Genomic DNA, 22,695 nt, shown 5'->3' with positions numbered 1-22,695 from the left:
GCCTGTAGCAATCTATCCACAGAAAGGGCGGTCAGTAAGAATAAGCATTAAAACAAAGGTTTTATAAATTTCTCTCTTTTTTATTCTTTTAACCTCGAGTTCTCCACAGCTGGTTAAATTTTGTGCAAAGGGTTCTTTAGGAAGGGCGAAGTCCCTATACTTGTCGACCAGGTTCAGAAACCTGATCTCAAACTATTCCTGAATACCTACTTAAGCAGGCACGAGGTGCGTGGTGGATTTCCCTTCCCGTTTTGAAGTGATCGTCATCGGCGGCGGTCATGCCGGTACCGAGGCAGCACTGGCCTCAGCACGTATGGGGGCAAAAACCCTGTTGCTGACGCATAACGTGGAAACCCTCGGTGCCATGAGCTGCAACCCGGCCATCGGTGGCATTGGCAAAAGCCATTTGGTCAAGGAAATTGACGCCCTCGGCGGCGCGATGGCCATGGCTACCGATCTGGGCGGCATCCAGTTTCGCGTATTGAACAGCCGCAAAGGTCCGGCCGTACGAGCGACTCGTGCGCAAGCCGACCGTATTCTGTACAAGGCCGCTGTCCGCGAAATTCTGGAAAACCAACCGAACCTGTGGATATTTCAACAGGCCGCTGACGACCTGATCGTCGAGCAGGACCAGGTACGTGGTGTTGTCTCGCAAATGGGTCTGCGGTTCTTCGCCGATTCCGTAGTGCTGACCACTGGTACGTTCCTCGGTGGACTTATCCACATCGGTTTGCAGAATTTCTCCGGCGGTCGTGCCGGTGACCCGCCGTCGATTGCCCTGGCACATCGTCTGCGTGAACTGCCGCTGCGTGTCGGTCGCCTGAAAACCGGTACGCCACCGCGCATCGATGGCAAATCTGTGGATTTCTCGGTCATGACCGAGCAACCGGGCGATACGCCGATCCCGGTCATGTCGTTCATGGGCAAAAAAGAACAGCATCCGCGCCAGGTCAGTTGCTGGATTACCCATACCAACGCCCGCACTCACGAAATCATCGCGGCGAACCTCGACCGTTCGCCGATGTATTCCGCTGCCGGCGAAATCGAGGGCATCGGTCCGCGCTACTGCCCGTCGATCGAAGACAAGATTCATCGCTTTGCCGACAAGGAAAGCCATCAGGTGTTCATCGAGCCGGAAGGCCTGACCACCCATGAGCTGTACCCGAACGGGATATCCACAAGCTTGCCGTTCGACGTGCAATTGCAGATCGTGCAATCGATCCGCGGTATGGAAAACGCGCACATCGTGCGTCCGGGTTATGCGATCGAGTACGACTACTTCGACCCGCGTGACCTGAAATACAGCCTGGAAACCAAAGTCATCGGCGGTCTGTTCTTCGCTGGTCAGATCAACGGCACCACCGGTTACGAAGAAGCCGGTGCGCAAGGTTTGCTCGCCGGGGCCAACGCCGCGCTGCGTGCCAAGGGCAAAGAAGCCTGGTGCCCGCGTCGCGATGAAGCGTACATCGGCGTGCTGGTCGACGACCTGATCACCCTCGGTACCCAAGAGCCGTACCGCATGTTCACTTCCCGTGCCGAGTACCGCCTGATTCTGCGCGAGGACAACGCCGACCTGCGTCTGACCGAAAAAGGTCGCGAGCTGGGTCTGGTCGATGACGCGCGTTGGGCGGCCTTCTGCAAGAAACGCGAAAGCATCGAACTGGAAGAGCAGCGTCTGAAAAGCACTTGGGTTCGCCCAGGCACTCAGCAGGGCGATGCGATTGCGGAAAAATTCGGCACGCCGCTGACTCACGAATACAACTTGCTCAACCTCCTGAGCCGTCCGGAAATCGACTACGCTGGTCTGGTCGAAGTGACCGGGCAGGGCGCCGAAGATCCACAGGTCGCCGAACAAGTTGAAATCAAGACCAAATACGCCGGTTACATCGACCGTCAACAGGACGAAATCGCCCGTCTGCGCGCCAGTGAAGACACGAAATTGCCTGTGGATATCGATTACACCAACATTTCCGGTCTCTCCAAGGAGATTCAGAGCAAGCTCGGTGCGACGCGTCCGGAGACGCTCGGCCAGGCTTCGCGGATCCCGGGCGTGACCCCGGCAGCGATTTCGCTGTTGATGATTCATTTGAAAAAACGCGGCGCGGGCCGTCAGTTGGAGCAAAGCGCTTGAGTTCTAAGGTCACTTCGCAACACGCCGAAGAGTTATCCACAGGAGCCCGCGAGCTCGGTGTCAATCTCAGCGCAGCCCAGCACGAATTGCTGCTGGGCTACTTGGCTCTGTTGATCAAATGGAACCAGGCCTACAACCTGACTGCAGTGCGCGATCCTGATGAAATGGTTTCGCGGCATCTGCTCGATAGCTTGAGCGTGATGTCGTTCATCGAAAACGGCCGTTGGCTCGATGTTGGCAGTGGCGGCGGCATGCCCGGCATTCCGCTGGCGATCCTGTATCCGGACTCGCAAGTGACCTGTCTGGACAGCAACGGCAAGAAAACCCGCTTCCTGACTCAGGTCAAACTCGAACTCAAACTGGATAACCTGCAAGTTATCCACAGTCGCGTTGAAGCGTTCCAGCCTGCCCAGCCATTCAACGGGATCATTTCCCGGGCGTTCAGCAGCATGGAGAACTTCACCAACTGGACTCGCCACCTCGGCGATGCCGACACGCGCTGGCTGGCAATGAAGGGCGTTCATCCGGCCGATGAGCTGGTAGCATTGCCGGCAGACTTCAAACTCGATAGCGAACACGCCCTGGCCGTACCCGGTTGCCAAGGCCAACGCCATCTGCTGATACTGCGCCGCACGGCATGATTGGGAACACAAGCAAGAATGGCTAAGGTATTCGCGATAGCGAACCAGAAGGGTGGTGTGGGCAAGACCACCACCTGCATCAACCTCGCAGCATCCCTGGTCGCGACCAAGCGCCGGGTGCTGTTGATCGATCTCGATCCACAGGGCAACGCCACCATGGGTAGCGGTGTGGATAAACATGGCCTGGAAAACTCGGTCTACGACCTGCTGATCGGCGAATGCGATCTGGCCCAGGCCATGCACTACTCCGAGCACGGCGGTTATCAACTGCTGCCGGCCAACCGCGACCTGACCGCGGCAGAAGTGGTTCTGCTGGAAATGCAGATGAAGGAAAGCCGTCTGCGCAGCGCGCTGGCGCCGATCCGTGAAAACTACGATTACATTTTGATCGACTGCCCGCCGTCGCTGTCGATGCTCACATTGAACGCACTGGTCGCCGCTGACGGGGTGATTATCCCCATGCAGTGCGAATACTTTGCGCTCGAAGGCTTGAGCGACCTTGTGGATAACATCAAGCGCATCGCCGAACTGCTGAACCCCAACCTCAAGGTCGAAGGTCTGCTGCGCACCATGTACGACCCGCGGCTGAGCCTGATGAACGATGTTTCGGCGCAGCTGAAGGAACACTTTGGCGAGCAGCTGTACGACACGGTGATCCCGCGCAACATCCGCCTGGCCGAAGCACCGAGCTACGGTATGCCGGCACTGGCCTACGACAAGCAATCGCGCGGCGCGCTGGCCTATTTGGCACTGGCGGGCGAGATGGTTCGCCGTCAGCGCAAAAATTCACGCATCGCCGCTGCCCAGCCAACTTAAGGAATCCCCATGGCCGTCAAGAAACGAGGTCTCGGACGTGGACTGGATGCACTGCTGAGTGGTCCGACCGTCAGCGCGCTGGAAGAACAGGCGGCGCAGGCCGATACCCGTGAACTGCAACACCTGCCACTGGACCTGCTGCAGCGTGGCAAATACCAGCCACGCCGCGACATGGATCCGCAGGCGCTGGAAGAGCTGGCGCAGTCGATCAAGGCGCAAGGCGTGATGCAGCCGATCGTGGTGCGCCCGATTGGCGGTGGCCGCTTCGAAATCATCGCCGGTGAACGGCGCTGGCGCGCCAGCCAGCAGGCCGGCCAGGAAACCATCCCGGCGATGGTCCGGGATGTGCCGGATGAGACGGCGATCGCCATTGCGCTGATCGAGAACATCCAGCGTGAAGACCTGAACCCGATCGAAGAAGCCGTCGCCTTGCAGCGTCTGCAGCAGGAATTCCAGCTCACTCAGCAACAGGTTGCCGAGGCTGTGGGTAAGTCCCGCGTGACTGTGGCTAACCTGTTGCGACTTATTGCACTGCCGGAAGTCATCAAGACCATGCTGTCCCACGGTGACCTGGAAATGGGTCATGCCCGTGCTTTGCTCGGTCTGCCGGACAATCAGCAGGTGGAAGGGGCGCGACATGTTGTCGCACGCGGCCTGACTGTGCGCCAAACCGAGGCACTGGTTCGTCAGTGGTTGAGTGGCAAACCGGAGCCTGTGGAAGCAGCCAAACCCGACCCGGATATCGCCCGGCTCGAACAGCGTCTGGCCGAGCGCCTAGGCTCTGCGGTGCAGATTCGCCACGGCAAGAAGGGAAAAGGTCAGCTGGTGATCGGTTACAACTCACTCGATGAGCTTCAAGGTGTGCTCGCACACATCCGCTGAAACATTTCCTCATGTAGCGCGCAGTCGGAAATCACTACCTGACAGTTGAATAGGGGCAGAACCGCCCCTATACTCTGCGCGCATTTTGTCGGCACAAATTATGCCAAGTTATTGAATTCTGGCAGCCGACCATTGGAGAGCAAATGTGATGGAAACCCGCAAGCCAAACCGCCTGCCGTTCCATCGCCTGGCGGTTTTTCCGGTGTTGATGGCTCAATTTGTCATTTTGCTCATTGCCGCTTTGGCGCTCTGGCAATGGCATGGAGTCGTTGCCGGATACTCGGGACTTTGCGGAGGCCTGATAGCCTTGCTGCCCAATGTTTATTTCGCTCACAAGGCATTTCGGTTTTCCGGCGCCCGAGCAGCCCAGTCCATCGTCCGGTCATTTTATGCCGGCGAGGCAGGCAAACTGATTTTGACGGCAGTGCTGTTTGCACTGGTGTTTGCAGGTGTGAAGCCATTGGCGCCGATCGCAGTATTCGGCGCTTTCGTGCTGACTCAGTCGGTCAGCTGGTTCGCTCCCCTGCTGATGAGAACAAGACTTTCGAGACCTTAGGGCGTTTGAGGCAACCATGGCAGAAACAACCGCTTCGGGCTATATCCAGCACCACTTGCAGAACCTGACTTTCGGTCAGCTACCTAACGGCGGCTGGGGCTTTGCCCATACCGCAGCAGAAGCCAAGGAAATGGGCTTCTGGGCTTTCCACGTCGATACCCTCGGCTGGTCGGTCGCGCTGGGTCTGATCTTCGTTTTCCTTTTCCGCATGGCGGCAAAGAAAGCAACATCGGGTCAGCCAGGTGCTTTGCAGAACTTCGTTGAAGTATTGGTCGAATTCGTCGATGGCAGCGTGAAAGACAGCTTCCATGGCCGTAGCCCGGTGATCGCACCGCTGGCACTGACCATCTTCGTCTGGGTGTTCCTGATGAACGCCGTCGACCTGGTACCGGTCGACTGGATTCCTCAGCTGGCCATCCTGATCACCGGCGACCACCACATCCCGTTCCGTGCCGTGTCGACCACCGACCCGAACGCGACCCTGGGCATGGCGTTCTCGGTTTTCGCACTGATCATTTTCTATAGCATCAAGGTCAAGGGCATCGGCGGCTTCATCGGCGAACTGACCCTGCACCCGTTCGGCAGCAAGAACATCTTCGTTCAGGCCCTGCTGATCCCGGTGAACTTCCTGCTGGAATTCGTGACCCTGATCGCCAAGCCGATCTCTCTGGCCCTGCGTCTGTTCGGCAACATGTATGCCGGCGAGCTGGTGTTCATTCTGATCGCTGTGATGTTCGGCAGCGGCCTGCTCTGGCTGAGTGGCCTGGGCGTTGTTCTGCAGTGGGCGTGGGCTGTGTTCCACATCCTGATCATCACCCTGCAGGCGTTCATCTTCATGATGCTGACCATCGTCTACCTGTCGATGGCGCACGAAGAAAACCATTAAGAGCAGCCTCGGCTGATCTGATGTCCCTCCCGGTCAAACGGGAGGGGGCTCTTAACCGGGCCTCTGAAACGATTTTTTTTACCGCTTTAATCTAAAAAACCTAAACCATACGACGTAAAAGTCGGGAGGAAAGATGGAAACTGTAGTTGGTCTAACCGCTATCGCTGTTGCACTGTTGATCGGCCTGGGCGCACTGGGTACCGCAATTGGTTTCGGCCTGCTGGGCGGCAAGTTCCTGGAAGGCGCAGCGCGTCAGCCAGAAATGGTTCCAATGCTGCAAGTTAAAATGTTCATCGTTGCCGGTCTGCTCGACGCCGTAACCATGATCGGTGTTGGTATCGCTCTGTTCTTCACCTTTGCGAACCCGTTCGTTGGTCAGATCGCTGGCTAATTACCCGGATTCTTCCGAGTAATTTGGTGTGATGGACAACGTAACTGCGAGGTGTTGGCGTGAACATTAATGCGACCCTGATTGGCCAGTCCGTTGCGTTCCTGATTTTTGTATTGTTCTGCATGAAGTTCGTATGGCCTCCGGTCATCGCGGCACTGCACGAACGTCAAAAGAAGATCGCTGATGGTCTGGACGCTGCCAGCCGTGCAGCTCGCGACCTGGAGTTGGCCCAAGAGAAAGCGGGTCAGCAACTGCGCGAAGCGAAAGCTCAGGCAGCTGAAATCATCGAGCAAGCCAAGAAACGCGGTAACCAGATCGTTGAAGAGGCTGTTGAAAAAGCCCGTATCGACGCTGACCGTGTGAAGGTTCAGGCTCAAGCCGAGATCGAACAGGAACTGAACAGTGTCAAAGACAAGCTGCGCGCCCAAGTGGGCTTGCTGGCTGTCGGCGGCGCCGAGAAGATCCTGGGTGCCACAATCGATCAAAACGCGCACGCAGAGCTGGTTAACCAACTGGCTGCTGAAATCTAAGCGAGGGCGATCATGGCAGAACTGACCACGTTGGCCCGACCTTACGCTAAGGCGGCCTTCGAGCACGCTCAGGCCCACCAGCAACTGGCCAATTGGTCAGCCATGCTCGGCCTGGCTGCAGCGGTGTCGCAAGACGACACCATGCAGCGCGTGCTCAAGGCCCCGCGACTGACGAGCGCAGAAAAGGCCGCCACGTTCATTGACGTGTGCGGCGACAAGTTTGATGCCAAGGCACAGAACTTCATCAATGTCGTTGCCGAAAACGACCGTCTCCCGCTTCTGCCGGAGATCGCCGCTCTGTTCGACCTGTACAAGGCCGAACAAGAGAAGTCGGTAGACGTTGAAGTGACCAGTGCTTTCGCATTGAACCAAGAACAGCAAGACAAACTCGCCAAGGTTCTCAGTGCACGACTCAACCGGGAAGTGCGCCTGCAAGTTGCGGAGGATGCTGCCCTTATAGGTGGTGTCGTTATCCGCGCCGGCGACCTGGTTATCGATGGCTCGATTCGCGGCAAAATCGCGAAACTTGCCGAAGCATTGAAATCTTGAGTTTGAAGGGGCAGCAGAGCAATGCAGCAACTCAATCCTTCCGAAATAAGTGAAATTATCAAGGGCCGCATCGACAAGCTCGATGTGACCTCCCAAGCCCGTAACGAAGGCACTGTCGTCAGCGTATCTGACGGCATCGTGCGGATTCACGGTCTGGCCGACGTCATGTACGGCGAGATGATCGAGTTTCCGGGCGGCGTCTACGGTATGGCCCTCAACCTGGAGCAAGACTCCGTAGGTGCCGTTGTACTGGGCGCATACACCAGTCTGGCTGAAGGCATGAGCGCCAAGTGCACCGGCCGCATCCTCGAAGTTCCGGTTGGTAAGGAACTGCTGGGTCGCGTAGTCGATGCACTGGGTAACCCTGTTGACGGCAAAGGTCCACTGGGCAACACCTTGACCGACGCGGTCGAGAAAGTTGCACCGGGCGTGATCTGGCGTAAGTCGGTAGACCAGCCTGTACAGACTGGCTACAAGGCTGTCGATGCCATGATCCCTGTCGGCCGTGGCCAGCGTGAGCTGATCATCGGTGACCGTCAGATCGGTAAAACCGCTCTAGCGATCGACGCGATCATCAACCAGAAAGACAGCGGCATTTTCTGCGTCTACGTAGCGATCGGTCAGAAGCAATCGACCATCGCCAACGTGGTTCGCAAGCTGGAAGAAAACGGTGCCCTGGCCAACACGATCATCGTGGCTGCCAGTGCTTCGGAATCTCCTGCGCTGCAATTCCTGGCACCGTACTCCGGTTGCACCATGGGTGAATTCTTCCGCGACCGCGGTGAAGACGCGCTGATCGTTTATGACGATCTGTCCAAGCAAGCAGTGGCTTACCGCCAGATTTCCCTGCTGCTGCGCCGTCCACCAGGCCGTGAAGCTTACCCAGGCGACGTGTTCTATCTCCACTCCCGTCTGCTGGAGCGCGCATCCCGCGTTTCGGAAGAATACGTAGAGAAGTTCACCAACGGCGCAGTGACCGGCAAAACCGGTTCCCTGACCGCACTGCCGATCATCGAAACCCAGGCTGGCGACGTTTCCGCGTTCGTTCCGACCAACGTGATTTCCATCACCGACGGTCAGATCTTCCTGGAATCGGCCATGTTCAACTCGGGCATCCGCCCTGCAGTGAACGCCGGTGTTTCGGTATCCCGTGTGGGTGGTGCCGCTCAGACCAAGATCATCAAGAAGCTGTCCGGTGGTATCCGTACCGCTCTGGCTCAGTACCGTGAACTGGCGGCATTCGCCCAGTTCGCTTCTGACCTGGACGAAGCGACCCGTAAGCAACTTGAGCATGGTCAGCGCGTTACCGAGCTGATGAAGCAGAAGCAATACGCACCAATGTCGATCGCTGACATGGCGCTGTCGCTGTATGCCGCTGAGCGTGGGTTCCTGACTGACATTGAAATCGCCAAGATCGGCAGCTTCGAACAAGCACTGATTGCTTTCTTCAACCGCGATCACGCCGATTTGATGGCCAAGATCAACGTTAAAGGTGACTTCAATGACGAAATCGACGCTGGCATGAAAGCCGGTATCGAGAAGTTCAAGGCCACCCAAACCTGGTAAGCCGCAGCGGGAGCCGCAAGGCTCCCGCTTGCTAACCTGATAGGTGTTACATGGCAGGCGCAAAAGAGATTCGCAGTAAGATTGCGAGCATCAAAAGCACGCAAAAAATTACCAGCGCCATGGAAAAAGTGGCGGTGAGCAAAATGCGCAAGGCACAAATGCGCATGGCAGCCAGCCGTCCTTATGCGGAGCGTATCCGCCAGGTAATTGGGCATCTGGCCAACGCCAACCCGGAATACCGCCACCCGTTCATGATCGACCGTGAAGTAAAGCGTGTTGGTTATGTCGTCGTGAGCAGTGACCGTGGTTTGTGCGGCGGCTTGAACACCAACCTGTTCAAGGCCCTGGTCAAGGACATGGCGGTAAACCGCGAAAACGGCGTCGAGATTGATCTGTGTGTAGTCGGTAGCAAGGGTGCGGCCTTTTTCCGCAACTTCGGCGGTAACGTCGTTGCAGCTATCAGCCACCTGGGTGAAGAGCCGTCGATCAATGATTTGATCGGCAGCGTCAAGGTGATGCTGGATGCCTACCTGGAGGGCCGTATCGATCGCCTGTCCGTGGTATCCAACAAGTTCATCAACACCATGACACAACAGCCTACCGTGGAGCAGTTGATTCCACTGGTGGCAACCCCGGATCAAGAACTCAAGCACCACTGGGACTACCTCTACGAACCAGACGCCAAAGAGCTGCTTGACGGCTTGATGGTGCGCTACGTGGAGTCGCAGGTGTACCAGGCGGTGGTCGAGAACAACGCGGCTGAACAAGCTGCGCGGATGATCGCGATGAAGAACGCTACCGACAACGCCGGTGATTTGATCAGCGATTTGCAGCTGATCTACAACAAGGCGCGTCAGGCTGCGATCACCCAAGAGATCTCGGAAATCGTCGGCGGCGCTGCCGCGGTTTAACGGTTCAAATATTCAGAGGATCCAGCTATGAGTAGCGGACGTATCGTTCAAATCATCGGCGCCGTTATCGACGTGGAATTTCCACGCGACAGCGTACCGAGCATCTACAACGCGCTGAAAGTAGTCAGCGCGGCCGAAACCACTCTGGAAGTTCAGCAACAGCTGGGCGACGGCGTGGTTCGTACCATTGCGATGGGTTCCACCGAGGGCTTGAAGCGCGGTCTGGAGGTTACCGATTCCGGCGCAGCCATCTCCGTACCGGTCGGTAAAGCGACTCTGGGCCGGATCATGGACGTTCTGGGTAACCCGATCGACGAAGCTGGTCCAATCGACACCGAAGAGCGCTGGGGCATTCACCGCGCAGCACCTTCGTTCGCTGAGCAAGCAGGCGGCAACGACCTGCTGGAAACCGGCATCAAGGTTATCGACCTGGTTTGCCCGTTCGCCAAAGGCGGTAAAGTCGGTCTGTTCGGTGGTGCCGGTGTAGGCAAAACCGTAAACATGATGGAACTGATCCGTAACATCGCCATCGAGCACAGCGGTTATTCCGTGTTCGCCGGTGTGGGTGAGCGTACTCGTGAGGGTAACGACTTCTACCACGAGATGAAGGACTCCAACGTTCTGGACAAAGTGGCACTGGTTTACGGTCAGATGAACGAGCCGCCGGGAAACCGTCTGCGCGTGGCCCTGACCGGCCTGACCATGGCCGAGAAGTTCCGTGACGAAGGTAACGACGTTCTGCTGTTCGTCGACAACATCTACCGTTACACCCTGGCCGGTACTGAAGTATCCGCACTGCTGGGCCGTATGCCTTCGGCAGTAGGTTACCAGCCGACCCTGGCTGAAGAGATGGGCGTTCTGCAAGAACGTATCACTTCGACCAAAGAAGGTTCGATCACCTCGATCCAGGCGGTATACGTACCTGCGGATGACTTGACCGACCCGTCGCCAGCGACCACCTTCGCCCACTTGGACGCCACCGTCGTTCTGTCCCGTGACATCGCTTCCCTGGGTATCTACCCAGCGGTAGATCCACTGGATTCGACTTCGCGCCAGCTGGATCCGAACGTAATCGGTCAGGACCACTACGACACCGCTCGCGGCGTTCAGTACGTTCTGCAACGTTACAAAGAGCTGAAAGACATCATCGCGATCCTGGGTATGGACGAGCTGTCGGAAGCCGACAAACAGTTGGTTAACCGTGCTCGTAAGATCCAACGCTTCTTGTCGCAGCCGTTCTTCGTGGCTGAAGTCTTCACCGGTGCTTCGGGTAAATACGTTTCCCTGAAAGACACCATTGCTGGCTTCAAAGGCATCCTCAACGGTGACTACGACCACCTGCCAGAACAAGCGTTCTACATGGTTGGCGGCATCGAAGAAGCGATCGAGAAAGCCAAGAAACTGTAATCCCGGCGCCCGGCAACGGGCGCTAATTTAGGTTGAGGCAATCAGATGGCTATGACAGTCCATTGCGATATCGTCAGCGCGGAAGGGGAAATCTTTTCCGGCCTGGTCGAGATGGTGATTGCGCACGGTGCACTGGGTGATCTTGGTATCGCTCTGGGTCACGCGCCGCTGATCACTAATCTGAAGCCAGGTCCGATCCGCCTGATCAAGCAAGGCGGGGAAGCCGAGGTGTTCTACATCTCCGGTGGTTTCCTCGAGGTTCAGCCGAACATGGTCAAGGTGCTTGCCGATACCGTGCAACGTGCCGCCGACCTGGATGAAGCTCAGGCTCAAGCAGCTCTCAAGGCTGCCGAAGCTGCTCTGCACGAGAAGAGCGCAGATTTCGACTACGGAGCTGCGTCCGCACGTCTGGCCGAGGCTGCAGCTCAGCTGCGCACCGTCCAGCAGATCCGCAAGAAGTTTGGCGGTTAATCCGTCAGCCACTTGTTGTGCGATTGATAAAAAAGGGTAGCCTCGGCTACCCTTTTTTCTTTCCGATTTTTACAACCCGGTCGCAGTTGCTGACCACCCAGGATTGGTAGCCAGTCATGTCTCTCGAAATCGTTATCCTCGCGGCCGGTCAAGGCACCCGTATGCGTTCGGCGTTGCCGAAAGTGCTGCACCCGGTAGCCGGCAATTCCATGCTTGGGCATGTTATCCACAGCGCACGGCAGCTCGATCCACAGCGCATTCATGTGGTGATCGGCCACGGTGCCGATGTGGTGCGTGAGCGTCTGGCGGCTGACGATTTGAATTTCGTGCTGCAGGACAAGCAATTGGGCACTGGTCATGCAACGGCTCAGGCTGTGCCGTTCATCAGCGCCGACACGGTGTTGATCCTCTACGGTGACGTGCCATTGATCGAAGTTGAAACCCTGCAGCGCCTGCTTAAACATGTCGTACCGGGCCAGATGGGACTGCTGACCGTCGAGCTGGGAGACCCGACCGGTTACGGTCGCATCGTGCGCAACGCTGACGGCAAGGTCGCTGCCATCGTTGAGCATAAAGATGCCAGCGAAGCCCAGCGCGCAATCACCGAAGGCAATACCGGCATTCTCGCCGTCCCGGCCAATCGCCTGGCCGACTGGATGAGCCGCCTGTCGAACAACAATGCCCAGGGCGAGTACTACTTGACCGACGTGATCGAAATGGCGGTCAGCGATGGTTTGGTGGTGGCCACTGAACAACCGCACGACCCGATGGAAGTGCAGGGCGCCAATGATCGTAAGCAACTGGCGGAACTGGAGCGGCATTACCAGCTGCGCGCCGGCCGCCGGCTGATGGCGCAAGGCGTGACCCTGCGTGATCCGGCGCGTTTCGATGTGCGTGGCGAAGTCACCGTCGGTCGCGATGTGCTGATCGACATCAACGTGATTCTCGAAGGTAATGTTGTCATCGAGGACGACGTGGTGATCGGCCCGAACTGCGTGATCAAGGACAGCACCCTGCGCAAAGGCGTGGTGATCAAAGCCAACAGCCACATCGAAGGTGCGGTGCTGGGTGAAGGCAGCGATGCCGGTCCGTTCGCCCGTCTGCGTCCGGGCACGGTGCTCGAAGCACGCGCGCATGTGGGTAACTTTGTCGAACTGAAAAACGCGCGCATGGGTGAGGGCGCCAAGGCCGGGCATCTGACCTATCTGGGCGACGCGGAAATCGGCGCCCGCACCAACATTGGCGCGGGCACCATTACCTGCAACTACGATGGCGCCAACAAGTGGAAAACCGTGTTGGGCGAAGATGTGTTCATCGGCTCCAACAACTCGTTGGTCGCACCTGTGGATATCTCGTCCGGGGCAACTACCGCGGCTGGTTCGACCATCACCCAGAATGTGGATAACGCCCAGTTGGCAGTTGGTCGGGCGCGGCAAAAGAATATCGATGGCTGGAAGCGGCCGGAGAAGATCAAGAAAAGCTGAGTTATCCACAGCTGCACTTAATGCTTGAATCCAAATGTGGGAGCGGGCTTGCTCGCGAATGCGGTGTTTCAGTTTCACATTTCAGTGACTGACCCTTCGCATTCGCGAGCAAGGGCTCCCATATTCGTCTGTGTCGTTTCTAAAATTTTCGATCTGTCGCTTGACGATTTATGGCTGATAGGTTTTGATTGCTTCCGTTATCTTTCGAATCGAAACTTAGACCATCATGTCGAAACGCAATACACCCCAGCGCCGGCACAACATCCTCGCCTTGCTCAATGAGCAGGGCGAAGTCAGTGTGGATGAACTGGCCAAGCGCTTCGAAACTTCTGAAGTTACGATCCGCAAGGATCTGGCTGCGCTGGAAAGCCATGGTCTGTTGCTGCGCCGTTACGGCGGGGCGATCACCATGCCGCAGGAATTGGTCGCTGAACCGGGCCAAAGCGTTTCAAAGTACAAACAGGCGATTGCCCGCGCCGCCGTCAAACGTATCCGCGAGCACGCCCGCATCATCATCGACAGTGGCAGCACCACTGCGGCGATGATTCCCGAGCTTGGCCAGCAGCCGGGTCTGGTGGTGATGACCAACTCCCTGCACGTGGCCAACGCCTTGAGCGAACTCGAACACGAGCCGGTGCTGCTGATGACCGGCGGCACCTGGGATCCGCATTCAGAGTCCTTCCAGGGCCAAGTGGCGGAGCAGGTACTACGCTCTTACGACTTCGACCAGTTGTTCATCGGCGCCGATGGTATCGATCTGGTGCGCGGTACCACCACGTTCAACGAGTTGCTCGGTCTGAGCCGGGTGATGGCCGACGTGGCGCGTGAAGTCATCGTGATGGTCGAGGCCGACAAGATCGGCCGCAAGATTCCCAACCTGGAGCTGCCGTGGAGCAGCGTCCATACCCTCATTACCGATGATCGCCTGCCTGAAGAGGCCCGCGATCAGATACAGGCCCGCGGTATCAGCGTGATTTGCGCGGCTGTCAGTCAGGAGAAATAAGCATGTGTGGAATTGTCGGCGCAGTTGCTGAACGTAATATCACCGCCATCCTGCTCGAAGGCCTCAAGCGCCTTGAATACCGCGGCTATGACAGCGCCGGTGTGGCGGTTTTCACCAACGATGAAAAGCTCGAGCGCATGCGCCGTCCGGGCAAGGTCAGCGAGCTGGAAGCGGCGCTGGCCGCACAGCCGCTAGTTGGCCGTCTCGGTATCGCCCACACCCGTTGGGCGACCCACGGTGCACCGTGCGAGCGTAACGCGCACCCGCATTTCTCCGGTGATATCGCGGTGGTGCACAACGGCATCATCGAGAATCACGAAGCCCTGCGTGAGCAACTGAAAGCGCTGGGTTACGTGTTTACTTCGGACACCGACACCGAAGTCATCGCGCACCTGCTGAGCCACAAACTCAAGGATCAGCCTGACCTGACCGTCGCGCTCAAAGCCACCGTCAAGGAACTGCACGGCGCCTACGGTCTGGCCGTGATCAACGCACAACAGCCGGATCGTCTGGTTGCCGCACGCAGTGGCAGCCCGTTGGTGATCGGTCTGGGCCTGGGTGAGAACTTCCTCGCGTCCGACCAATTGGCCCTGCGTCAGGTCACTGACCGCTTCATGTACCTGGAAGAAGGCGATATCGCCGAAATTCGCCGCGATAACGTGCAGATCTGGGACGTCAACGGCAACGCCGTCGAGCGCCAGACCGTGCAGTACAGCGATGGTGCCGAAGCTGCCGACAAGGGCGAGTTCCGCCACTACATGCTCAAGGAAATCCATGAGCAACCATCCGTTGTCCAACGCACCCTCGAAGGCCGTCTGAGTCCGAATCAGGTGCTGGTGCAGGCCTTCGGTCCACAGGCTGCCGAACTGTTCGCCAAAGTGCGCAACGTGCAGATTGTCGCCTGCGGTACCAGCTACCACGCCGGTATGGTCGCGCGTTACTGGCTCGAAGAACTGGCCGGTATCCCGTGCCAGGTCGAAGTCGCCAGCGAATTCCGCTACCGCAAGGTGGTGGTGCAGCCGGATACCCTGTTCGTCACCATCTCGCAGTCCGGCGAAACCGCCGACACCCTGGCCGCGCTGCGCAACGCCAAAGAGCTGGGCTTCCTCGCCAGCCTGGCGATCTGCAACGTCGGCATCAGCTCGCTGGTGCGTGAATCCGACCTGACGCTGCTGACCCAGGCCGGTCGCGAAATCGGCGTAGCCTCGACCAAGGCGTTCACCACGCAACTGGTCGGCCTGTTGCTGCTGACCCTGTCGCTGGGTCAGGTACGCGGCACGCTCGGCAAAGGCGTTGAAGCCACGCTGGTGGAAGAGTTGCGTCGCCTGCCGACCCGTCTCGGCGAAGCGCTGGCGATGGACAGCACCGTGGAAAAAATCGCCGAGCTGTTCGCCGAGAAGAACCACACCCTGTTCCTCGGCCGTGGCGCGCAGTTCCCGGTCGCAATGGAGGGCGCCTTGAAGCTCAAGGAAATCTCCTACATCCACGCCGAAGCCTATCCGGCTGGGGAACTGAAGCACGGCCCGCTGGCGCTTGTGGATAACGACATGCCGGTGGTTACCGTGGCGCCAAACAACGAACTGCTGGAGAAGCTCAAGTCCAACCTACAGGAAGTCCGCGCCCGTGGTGGTGAACTGATCGTATTCGCTGACGAGAAAGCTGGGATGACCAACGGCGAAGGCACCCATGTGGTGCAGATGCCGCACATCCACGACATTCTTTCGCCGATCCTCTACACCATCCCTCTGCAGTTGCTGTCGTACTACGTCGCCGTGCTCAAGGGCACCGACGTCGACCAGCCGCGCAACCTGGCGAAGTCGGTGACGGTGGAATAAGTTATCCACAGCTGACATTGACCTGGTTTTAGACAATAAAAACTGTCGCTGAACAATAAAGACTGTCGCAGAGGAGGATTTCCTCCTCTGCCGATCTTGAACGCTAGGTCTCTCGTAGCGCAGCTGCATATTCTATGGTCTTGCGAATCCAACCTGGCACTGGATTCAGGGTTGGGCCTCGGTGCATGCTGGTCGGAGCTTAATGCTGGCAGCCGCTAATCATCGGCATTAGACGTTGCCAGAGCTAGCCGCTAACATTATGCGACATCAATACAAATGAGGCGCCTATGATTGGCCGATCCATTCACGAATGTGTTGATCTTGTTTTGCTTGGAGATGCAGCCAATACAATTCTGGAGAGTACCAAGGAACGTCTAGCTCGCGCTGGCGGAGATCTCAAAATCGAGGAAGCCGCCAGCAAATGCCTTGAAAGCCTTGATCTTGCGAGCTCAGCCGGAGACTGTTCGCTGGATGATGTCAGGACTGTCAAGCGGGAGCTCAAGATTGCAGTGCGCGATCGGCGCTTCGAGCTGAATCCTTTCGACTAATGTGCAGTCATTGTCGTTTGCTTTACTTGTTCCTTAGCTTAAGAAGCACGACAGGCGATCAATCAGCCTTCCCTGGCCTTCATGCCCATCCCGCTGACGCCCAGCGCGCCCACCATTCGACCACTTTGCTGCAGACCTCTCTCACTGGCCTCATGCTCCTCCGGCTAAGAAAGGCTCCGCATCCGTATACACCCTGGAGGCTATGCACTTTTTCCACCAAGTCTGCTTTTGTGGTTGACCTTTCTGTGCTTTTTAGCTAAGTTTTCGATACGGCTTTATTCGTGGCCGGCGAAAGCAAGTTACGGATTCTCTTTTTCACTAATTTTAAATAGTGAGAGGTGGATCTTTGCATTCGCGAAACTGCCTCTTACTCTGGAGGCAATTATGTCAGAAATCTTACCTTCTCCTCTCCCTGTTCCCGAATTTCGCAAGAAGAAGGGACGTGCACTTGCACGCCTTGATCGCGAGCAAAAAATGCTGGAGTCCGGTCCGCTTGGCGCGGAGCGCTTACTTCTCAATATTGCAGTGGACTATATGGAACGTCACCCAAATATGTCTTGGGACCAGGCTCTCTTCGCGGCTCGAGCTTATCTTGATCGAGCACATGATTAAGCAAGGACAGCCATGATGAAGAAAATGACAGCTATCTCACATAACAATGTAACGTATGAAATCAGGTTCGGAAGCTGGTTTCAGCACCTTCACGGAAAGGCCTCGGAAGCACTTCGTGAGGTACATACAGATGACATTATACTTCCTACTGAAAAAACAGTAGCGATCTACAAGGCAGAAAAGAGGGCTGAGTACAATGCCCAACCACGCAGTCCTCGTTCATCAGCGAAACAATACCTCAACGACTGCTCGCTGAGTGATTTTGGGCTAAACTGGGATAAATTAATTGAGTTGCTCAAGAAAAGAATAAATGACGCCTGTATACCCTTACTTTTGAAGTATCAGCACTCTGATAACGAAAGCTATGAGTTAGCTAAAGCGGCGTCCAACGGGCATATCAGCGCCATGTACCGGATCGGAGCCTCGCTTGGGGGGGGGCGGAGTGATGATTGTCTACTCTGGTTATCGATGGCTCATAACAGAGGTCATCTCGGGGCGTGCTACGAAATGGCAATGCACCTTGCAGCCAAGGGAAATCACATCGACTCTCTACGTTGCTTGATAATATCTGCCGATGGAGGTTCCGATATTGCCTATATGTCTATCTTTCAGATAACCAATCTGAAAAATATGTTAAAAATCCAAGCTGAACCACTTGAAAGCATGTTAAATGAGCTCGCAGAGGCAACACATGCATCAAGCGCTAATTACTTTAAAGGCATACTAAAACTTTTTTCAAATAACCCCGCCGCCGGAATGGCCATTTTAAAAAACTTCCTGAAGGAGCCGAAGAAAAAGCCTTCTGAAAATGATACTGGTGAAGTTTATTACAATCAGGTCAATATTGTTAGTAGCTTCATTGAGGGTGTATTGGCGGACATCCAATCAGGAGTACCTCCACTGATATCCATCTCGACTCGTGGCGAACAGGCTGGTTTCTGCAGCTTCTCGGATTACACTGAGTTTTTCGAAATAGTTCAAAACTTACAGAAAGCCGAGTAAACGGCTATCGATTAACGCAGAAAAACGACAGAGCAGCGACCAAGTAACCAAAAACAGGCGAAGAATCTCAGATTAGTCAATCTAAGTGAGTGTTCCGAGCCTGTCTTCATCAATCACGATTCAATTGCTCGGAAGCTAAATCTCACAGCGTTTCTCGCAACTCGTTATTTCTCACGGTGCAAGGTATGGGCATCCGACGATGGTGGCGAAAACCGCCTATGCCGCAAAAAATTGGACAATGCAGCACGAGACACATTCAAGGATTTCTCGGGCTGGTTTACAGGGAAGGGAGCGACGGTGCTGCCAGGTTGGCCTAATATATTTGCGACACGATGTGGAACGTGCTTTTCTAAATAGATGCATGTCCTGAGCGTCAGACTGCATAGGGTTGGCAGGTTCTTGTTGCTGGTGCGACTTTGATCCAGTCGTAAAGAGGCCAGAGAGTAAGCGTAGCCGTCAGCTATCCGCGGAGCAGCAGCTCTGATTGGCTGGGGCAGTTTTAATTCTCTAGCGCTTGAGTCCGTATCAGCATCTGGGCCTTCTGCGACAGTTTTGCGATTTCTTCGCAGCCAGCTGGAAGCCCCGAAATCCGCCTCATACTGCGACAGCTTTAATTCTCAAAATCCAGACCCGCAAAAATCGCAGCCTCGGCTGCGATTTTTGTATCTGAATCGAGGACCTCCATGGACCGCTTCCAGGAAATGCAGATCTTCGCCACCGTGGCCCAGGAGCAGGGCTTCTCGGCAGCGGCGCGGCGTCTTGGCTTGTCCGCCGCCAGTGTCACTCGCGCGGTTGCAGCGCTGGAGCAGCGTATCGGCACGCAGTTGCTGATCCGTACCACACGCAGTGTGCATCTGAGCGAAGCGGGTCAGCGTTATCTGGAAGACTGTCGGAGAATTCTCGCCGAGGTGCAGGAAGCCGAGGATTCGGCGGCCGGCAGTCACGCCCAGCCGCGTGGGCAATTGACGGTGACCGCGCCGGTGTTGTTCGGTGAGTTGTTTGTCACGCCCCTGATGACCAGTTATCTGACGCAGTATCCAGATGTTTCGATCAATGCGCTGTTGGTCGATCGGGTGGTGAGCATGGTCGAGGAGGGCATCGATGTCGCGGTGCGCATCGGTGAGTTGCCGGACAGCAATCAGCACGCGATCCGTGTCGGCGAGGTGCGGCGGGTGATCTGTGGTTCGCCGGACTATCTGGCTCGACACGGCCGTCCCGCGCATCCGCAGGCACTGGCCGGTGCGCCGGTGGTGACGACGTCGGCCATCGGCCAGTTGCGCAACTGGCCGTTTGTGGATCAGGGCGAAGCGCTCAGCGTGCGACCCGAGCCTCGGCTGGTGGTCACCGCCAACCAGGCGGCGATTGCTGCGGCCTGCCTGGGGTTGGGGCTGACCCGGGTGTTGTCCTATCAGGTCGCCGGCAAGGTGGCTTCCGGTGAACTGGAAATTGTCCTCGCCGATTTCGAACTGCCGCCGCTGCCGATTCATGTGGTGTATCAGGGCGGACGCAAGGCGCCGGCGCGGGTGCGCAGTTTTGTCGACCACGCGGTGAAGGTGCTGCGAGAACATCCGGCGCTGCAGAACGCGGCGTTATTTCATCCAGTGAAATAATTGATTGCGATTGCTGGTGATTCTGTTGATTTGAAGATGGGTGGAAGATGGCCTCCATCGGCGCTGCCATCCCGAACGGCGCCCTCTCCAGCGGAGTCGACCATGCAAGCGATCAAACTCTACAACTTCCCGCGTTCCGGCCACGCCCATCGGGTAGAGCTGATGCTGTCCCTGCTGCAGTTGCCGACCGAATTGATCCTGGTCGATCTGGCCAAGGGCGAGCACAAGCAGGCGCCGTATCTGGCAATCAACAGTTTTGGCCAGGTGCCGGCGATTGACGACAGCGGTGTGGTGCTGGCCGACTCCAACGCGATTCTGGTGTATCTGGCGCTCAAGTACGGCAATGGCCGCTGGCTGCCGACCGATCCGGTCGGCGCGGCGCAGGTGCAGCGCTGGTTGTCGGCCGCTGCAGGGCCGATTGCTTTCGGACCTGCTGCTGCACGATTGGTGACGGTGTTTGGCGCACAGTTGAATGCTGAAGAAGCGATTACCCGTGCGCACAACCTGCTCAAAGTGATGGAGGTGGAACTGGGCAAGACCCCGTATCTGGCCGGCAGCGAGCCGACCATCGCCGACGTGTCCGCCTATAGCTACATCGCACATGCGCCGGAAGGCAACGTGTCGCTGGACGACTACACCAACGTGCGTGCCTGGCTGGCGCGTATCGAAGCCTTGCCCGGTTTTGTCGGCATGCCGCGCACGGTCGCCGGTCTGCAAAAGACTGCCTGAGAGGTCGGCCCGATCTGATCGAGTTATCCACAATGCGCCGGCGGCGCGGGGAGATGCGTGATGGAACGTTCACCGTGGCACGCTGGCGAGCAACAACTGCAGGCCCATGTCGGCGTTGCCGAGCGTATGGAGGCCTTCGGCCGAAAAGTGATTCGTGACTGGATGCCGGATCAGCACCGCGCCTTTTATGAGCAGTTACCGTTCATGCTGTACGGCGCGGTCGATACCGACGGGCGTCCTTGGGCCAGTGTGCTCGAAGGCGCGCCAGGGTTTGCGCATTCGCCTGATCCCGAGCATCTGCATTTCGCCTGCCAACCCGCTGCCGATGATCCGGCGCAATTGCGCAATGGCGAGCCGATCGGGTTGCTCGGCATTGAATTGCATACCCGCCGCCGCAATCGCCTCAACGGTCATGTCGACAATCTGACCGTGCAGGGTTTCGAGGTGAGCGTGGATCAGGCTTTCGGCAACTGTCCGCAATACATTCAACTGCGCCAGTTTCAGCGCGTGCCGCTGAGCGATCCGCAGACGCGGCCAGCGCAGCACGACGACGGTCTTGATGACGCAGCCAGAGCCATGATCGAAAGCGCCGATACCTTCTTCGTCGCCAGTTACGTCGATGCGGACGGACAACGTGCGGTGGATGTTTCCCATCGTGGCGGGCAGACCGGGTTTGTCCGGGTCGAGGGTAATCGTCTGACCATTCCGGATTTTGCCGGCAACCTGCACTTCAACACGCTCGGCAACCTGCTGCTCAATCCCAAGGCTGGCCTGTTGTTCATCGACTTTTCCACAGGCGATGTGCTGCAACTGAGCGGGCGGACCGAAATCATCCTCGACGGGCCGCAGATCGAAGCGTTCCAGGGCGCCGAGCGCTTGTGGACATTCGAGGTCGAGAGACTGGTGCGGCGCCCGGCGGCACTGGCCCTGCGCTGGCGCTTCGACGGCATGTCGCCCACCAGTCTGCTGACCGGCACCTGGGCCCAGGCCGATGCACGCTTGCAGGCCAAAGCGCTGGGTGACCGCTGGCGGCCGCTGCGGGTGACCCGCATCGAAAGGGAGAGCCAGCACATCCGCTCGATCTATCTGCAACCGGACGATGGCGCAGGGATGCCGGTGTTTCAGGCCGGCCAGCATCTGCCGCTGCGTTTCACTCTGGACGGTGAAACGCATATTCGCACTTACAGCCTGTCGAGTGCGCCATCGGATGATTTCCTGCGCATCAGTGTGAAACGCGAGGGCCTGGTTTCAGGCCACTTGCACCAGCAGGTCCGGGTCGGCGATGTCCTTGAGGCACGGGCGCCACAAGGGCACTTCACGGTGGCGCCGCTGGAACACCGGCCGCTGGTGCTGTTGGCGGCGGGGGTTGGTATCACGCCGTTGCTGTCGATGCTGCGTGAGGTGGTGTACCAAGGTCTGCGCACCCGGCGGATTCGGCCGACGTGGTTGCTGCAGAGTTCGCGTAGCCTGGCCGATCAGCCGTTTCGCGAGGAAATCGATCGCGTGCTGGAAAGTGCTGGCGATGCGGTACGGGTGATTCGCCTGCTCAGTCAGCCGGAAGCCGATGCGCACGAGGGCGAGGATTTCGACCGCCATGGGCGCATTGATCGGGCATTGCTGCGCGATCTGCTGGAGGTCGAGGATTACGACCAGATCGATTTTGCTGTCTGTGGCCCCGGCGCTTTTACCCAAAGTGTCTACGACAGTCTGCGCGAGCTGGACATTCGCGACGCGCGGATCCATGCCGAGACCTTCGGCCCGTCGACGCTCAAGCGACAGCCGGACCCGGATGCGCTGGTCATTGAGCAACCACCGGCGGCCATCACGTCTGTGCCGGTGATGTTTGAGCGTTCGGCCAAAGAGGCGCGCTGGCAGCCGGACGGCGGCAGTCTGCTGGAGCTCGCAGAAAGCCGTGGCCTGCGCCCCGAGTTCAGTTGCCGGGGAGGTTCGTGCGGCACCTGCAAGACACGTCTGGTCAGTGGCGCGGTGAATTATCCACAGCCCCCGGCAGACCTGCCGGAAGCGGGGCAGGTGCTGATTTGCTGCGCAGTGCCGGCGCAGAGCGAGCAATTGCTGGTGCTGGATCTTTAACCCTATCCTCCCTTCGCCACGAAAACTTGTGGGAGCGAGCCTGC

Annotated in this window: 22 protein-coding genes; all 22 read left to right on the top strand. The window is 57.6% G+C overall.

Annotated elements, in window-relative coordinates; translation table 11 throughout:
* Positions 1-232: 232 nt before the first annotated feature.
* Positions 233-2,131, top strand: coding sequence for a tRNA uridine-5-carboxymethylaminomethyl(34) synthesis enzyme MnmG (mnmG, locus tag HDC30_RS13150; protein WP_183783373.1), 1,899 nt, complete (start codon positions 233-235; stop codon positions 2,129-2,131).
* Entirely contained in the window at positions 2,128-2,772 is a 645-nt protein-coding gene (gene rsmG, locus HDC30_RS13145; RefSeq protein ID WP_003229789.1) for a 16S rRNA (guanine(527)-N(7))-methyltransferase RsmG, read from the top strand. The genes mnmG and rsmG overlap by 4 nt, the downstream gene beginning before the upstream one ends.
* An 18-nt stretch (positions 2,773-2,790) precedes the next feature.
* Positions 2,791-3,588: a ParA family protein gene (locus HDC30_RS13140; RefSeq protein WP_003229787.1), complete on the top strand. Its 798-nt coding sequence runs from the start codon at positions 2,791-2,793 to the stop codon at positions 3,586-3,588.
* A gap of 9 nt (positions 3,589-3,597) precedes the next feature.
* A complete protein-coding gene (locus HDC30_RS13135) occupies positions 3,598-4,470 on the top strand; it encodes a ParB/RepB/Spo0J family partition protein (RefSeq protein WP_007960777.1) in 873 nt (290 codons plus the stop codon).
* A gap of 148 nt (positions 4,471-4,618) precedes the next feature.
* Positions 4,619-5,026 carry a F0F1 ATP synthase subunit I gene (locus HDC30_RS13130; protein WP_003229783.1) on the top strand — a complete coding sequence of 136 codons (408 nt, stop codon included), beginning with the start codon at positions 4,619-4,621 and terminating at the stop codon, positions 5,024-5,026.
* A gap of 16 nt (positions 5,027-5,042) precedes the next feature.
* Positions 5,043-5,912, top strand: coding sequence for a F0F1 ATP synthase subunit A (gene atpB, locus HDC30_RS13125; protein WP_007960779.1), 870 nt, complete (start codon positions 5,043-5,045; stop codon positions 5,910-5,912).
* Positions 5,913-6,045: 133 nt separating this feature from the next.
* Positions 6,046-6,303, top strand: coding sequence for a F0F1 ATP synthase subunit C (atpE, locus tag HDC30_RS13120; protein ID WP_003097235.1), 258 nt, complete (start codon positions 6,046-6,048; stop codon positions 6,301-6,303).
* A 59-nt stretch (positions 6,304-6,362) separates the two neighbouring features.
* Complete coding sequence (locus tag HDC30_RS13115) at positions 6,363-6,833, top strand: F0F1 ATP synthase subunit B (RefSeq protein WP_011336718.1); 471 nt, start codon at positions 6,363-6,365, stop codon at positions 6,831-6,833.
* Positions 6,834-6,845: 12 nt separating this feature from the next.
* Positions 6,846-7,382 (top strand): F0F1 ATP synthase subunit delta, encoded by a 537-nt coding sequence (locus HDC30_RS13110; RefSeq protein WP_007911956.1) that lies wholly within the window; start codon positions 6,846-6,848, stop codon positions 7,380-7,382.
* A 21-nt stretch (positions 7,383-7,403) separates the two neighbouring features.
* Complete coding sequence (gene atpA / locus HDC30_RS13105) at positions 7,404-8,948, top strand: F0F1 ATP synthase subunit alpha (RefSeq protein WP_047596971.1); 1,545 nt, start codon at positions 7,404-7,406, stop codon at positions 8,946-8,948.
* Positions 8,949-8,998: 50 nt separating this feature from the next.
* Positions 8,999-9,859: a F0F1 ATP synthase subunit gamma gene (gene atpG, locus HDC30_RS13100; RefSeq protein WP_010565870.1), complete on the top strand. Its 861-nt coding sequence runs from the start codon at positions 8,999-9,001 to the stop codon at positions 9,857-9,859.
* Positions 9,860-9,886: 27 nt separating this feature from the next.
* Positions 9,887-11,266, top strand: coding sequence for a F0F1 ATP synthase subunit beta (atpD, locus tag HDC30_RS13095; protein WP_027610292.1), 1,380 nt, complete (start codon positions 9,887-9,889; stop codon positions 11,264-11,266).
* Positions 11,267-11,311: 45 nt separating this feature from the next.
* Positions 11,312-11,737 carry a F0F1 ATP synthase subunit epsilon gene (locus tag HDC30_RS13090; RefSeq protein ID WP_007954164.1) on the top strand — a complete coding sequence of 142 codons (426 nt, stop codon included), beginning with the start codon at positions 11,312-11,314 and terminating at the stop codon, positions 11,735-11,737.
* Positions 11,738-11,853: 116 nt separating this feature from the next.
* Complete coding sequence (gene glmU, locus HDC30_RS13085; protein WP_183783371.1) at positions 11,854-13,221, top strand: bifunctional UDP-N-acetylglucosamine diphosphorylase/glucosamine-1-phosphate N-acetyltransferase GlmU; 1,368 nt, start codon at positions 11,854-11,856, stop codon at positions 13,219-13,221.
* Positions 13,222-13,444: 223 nt separating this feature from the next.
* Positions 13,445-14,224, top strand: a complete 780-nt coding sequence (locus HDC30_RS13080; RefSeq protein WP_183783536.1) for a DeoR family transcriptional regulator — start codon at positions 13,445-13,447, stop codon at positions 14,222-14,224.
* 2 nt (positions 14,225-14,226) lie between these two features.
* On the top strand, positions 14,227-16,059 hold the full coding sequence (glmS, locus tag HDC30_RS13075; RefSeq protein ID WP_183783369.1) for a glutamine--fructose-6-phosphate transaminase (isomerizing): 1,833 nt from the start codon (positions 14,227-14,229) through the stop codon (positions 16,057-16,059).
* Between the two features lie 287 nt (positions 16,060-16,346).
* Positions 16,347-16,607 carry a hypothetical protein gene (locus tag HDC30_RS13070; RefSeq protein WP_027610296.1) on the top strand — a complete coding sequence of 87 codons (261 nt, stop codon included), beginning with the start codon at positions 16,347-16,349 and terminating at the stop codon, positions 16,605-16,607.
* Positions 16,608-16,991: 384 nt separating this feature from the next.
* A complete protein-coding gene (locus HDC30_RS13065) occupies positions 16,992-17,219 on the top strand; it encodes a hypothetical protein (RefSeq protein ID WP_081730173.1) in 228 nt (75 codons plus the stop codon).
* Between the two features lie 15 nt (positions 17,220-17,234).
* Positions 17,235-18,221, top strand: coding sequence for a hypothetical protein (locus tag HDC30_RS13060; RefSeq protein ID WP_183783367.1), 987 nt, complete (start codon positions 17,235-17,237; stop codon positions 18,219-18,221).
* A gap of 683 nt (positions 18,222-18,904) precedes the next feature.
* Complete coding sequence (locus tag HDC30_RS13055) at positions 18,905-19,831, top strand: LysR family transcriptional regulator (protein WP_183783365.1); 927 nt, start codon at positions 18,905-18,907, stop codon at positions 19,829-19,831.
* 102 nt (positions 19,832-19,933) lie between these two features.
* On the top strand, positions 19,934-20,560 hold the full coding sequence (locus tag HDC30_RS13050; RefSeq protein ID WP_183783362.1) for a glutathione S-transferase family protein: 627 nt from the start codon (positions 19,934-19,936) through the stop codon (positions 20,558-20,560).
* A gap of 60 nt (positions 20,561-20,620) precedes the next feature.
* Entirely contained in the window at positions 20,621-22,651 is a 2,031-nt protein-coding gene (locus HDC30_RS13045; RefSeq protein WP_183783360.1) for a pyridoxamine 5'-phosphate oxidase family protein, read from the top strand.
* The last annotated feature ends 44 nt before the right edge of the window (positions 22,652-22,695 follow it).

The organism is Pseudomonas sp. JAI115 (assembly GCF_014200835.1).
GTDB lineage: Bacteria > Pseudomonadota > Gammaproteobacteria > Pseudomonadales > Pseudomonadaceae > Aquipseudomonas > Aquipseudomonas putida_A.
This window is presented reverse-complemented; position numbering and strand designations above follow the sequence as displayed.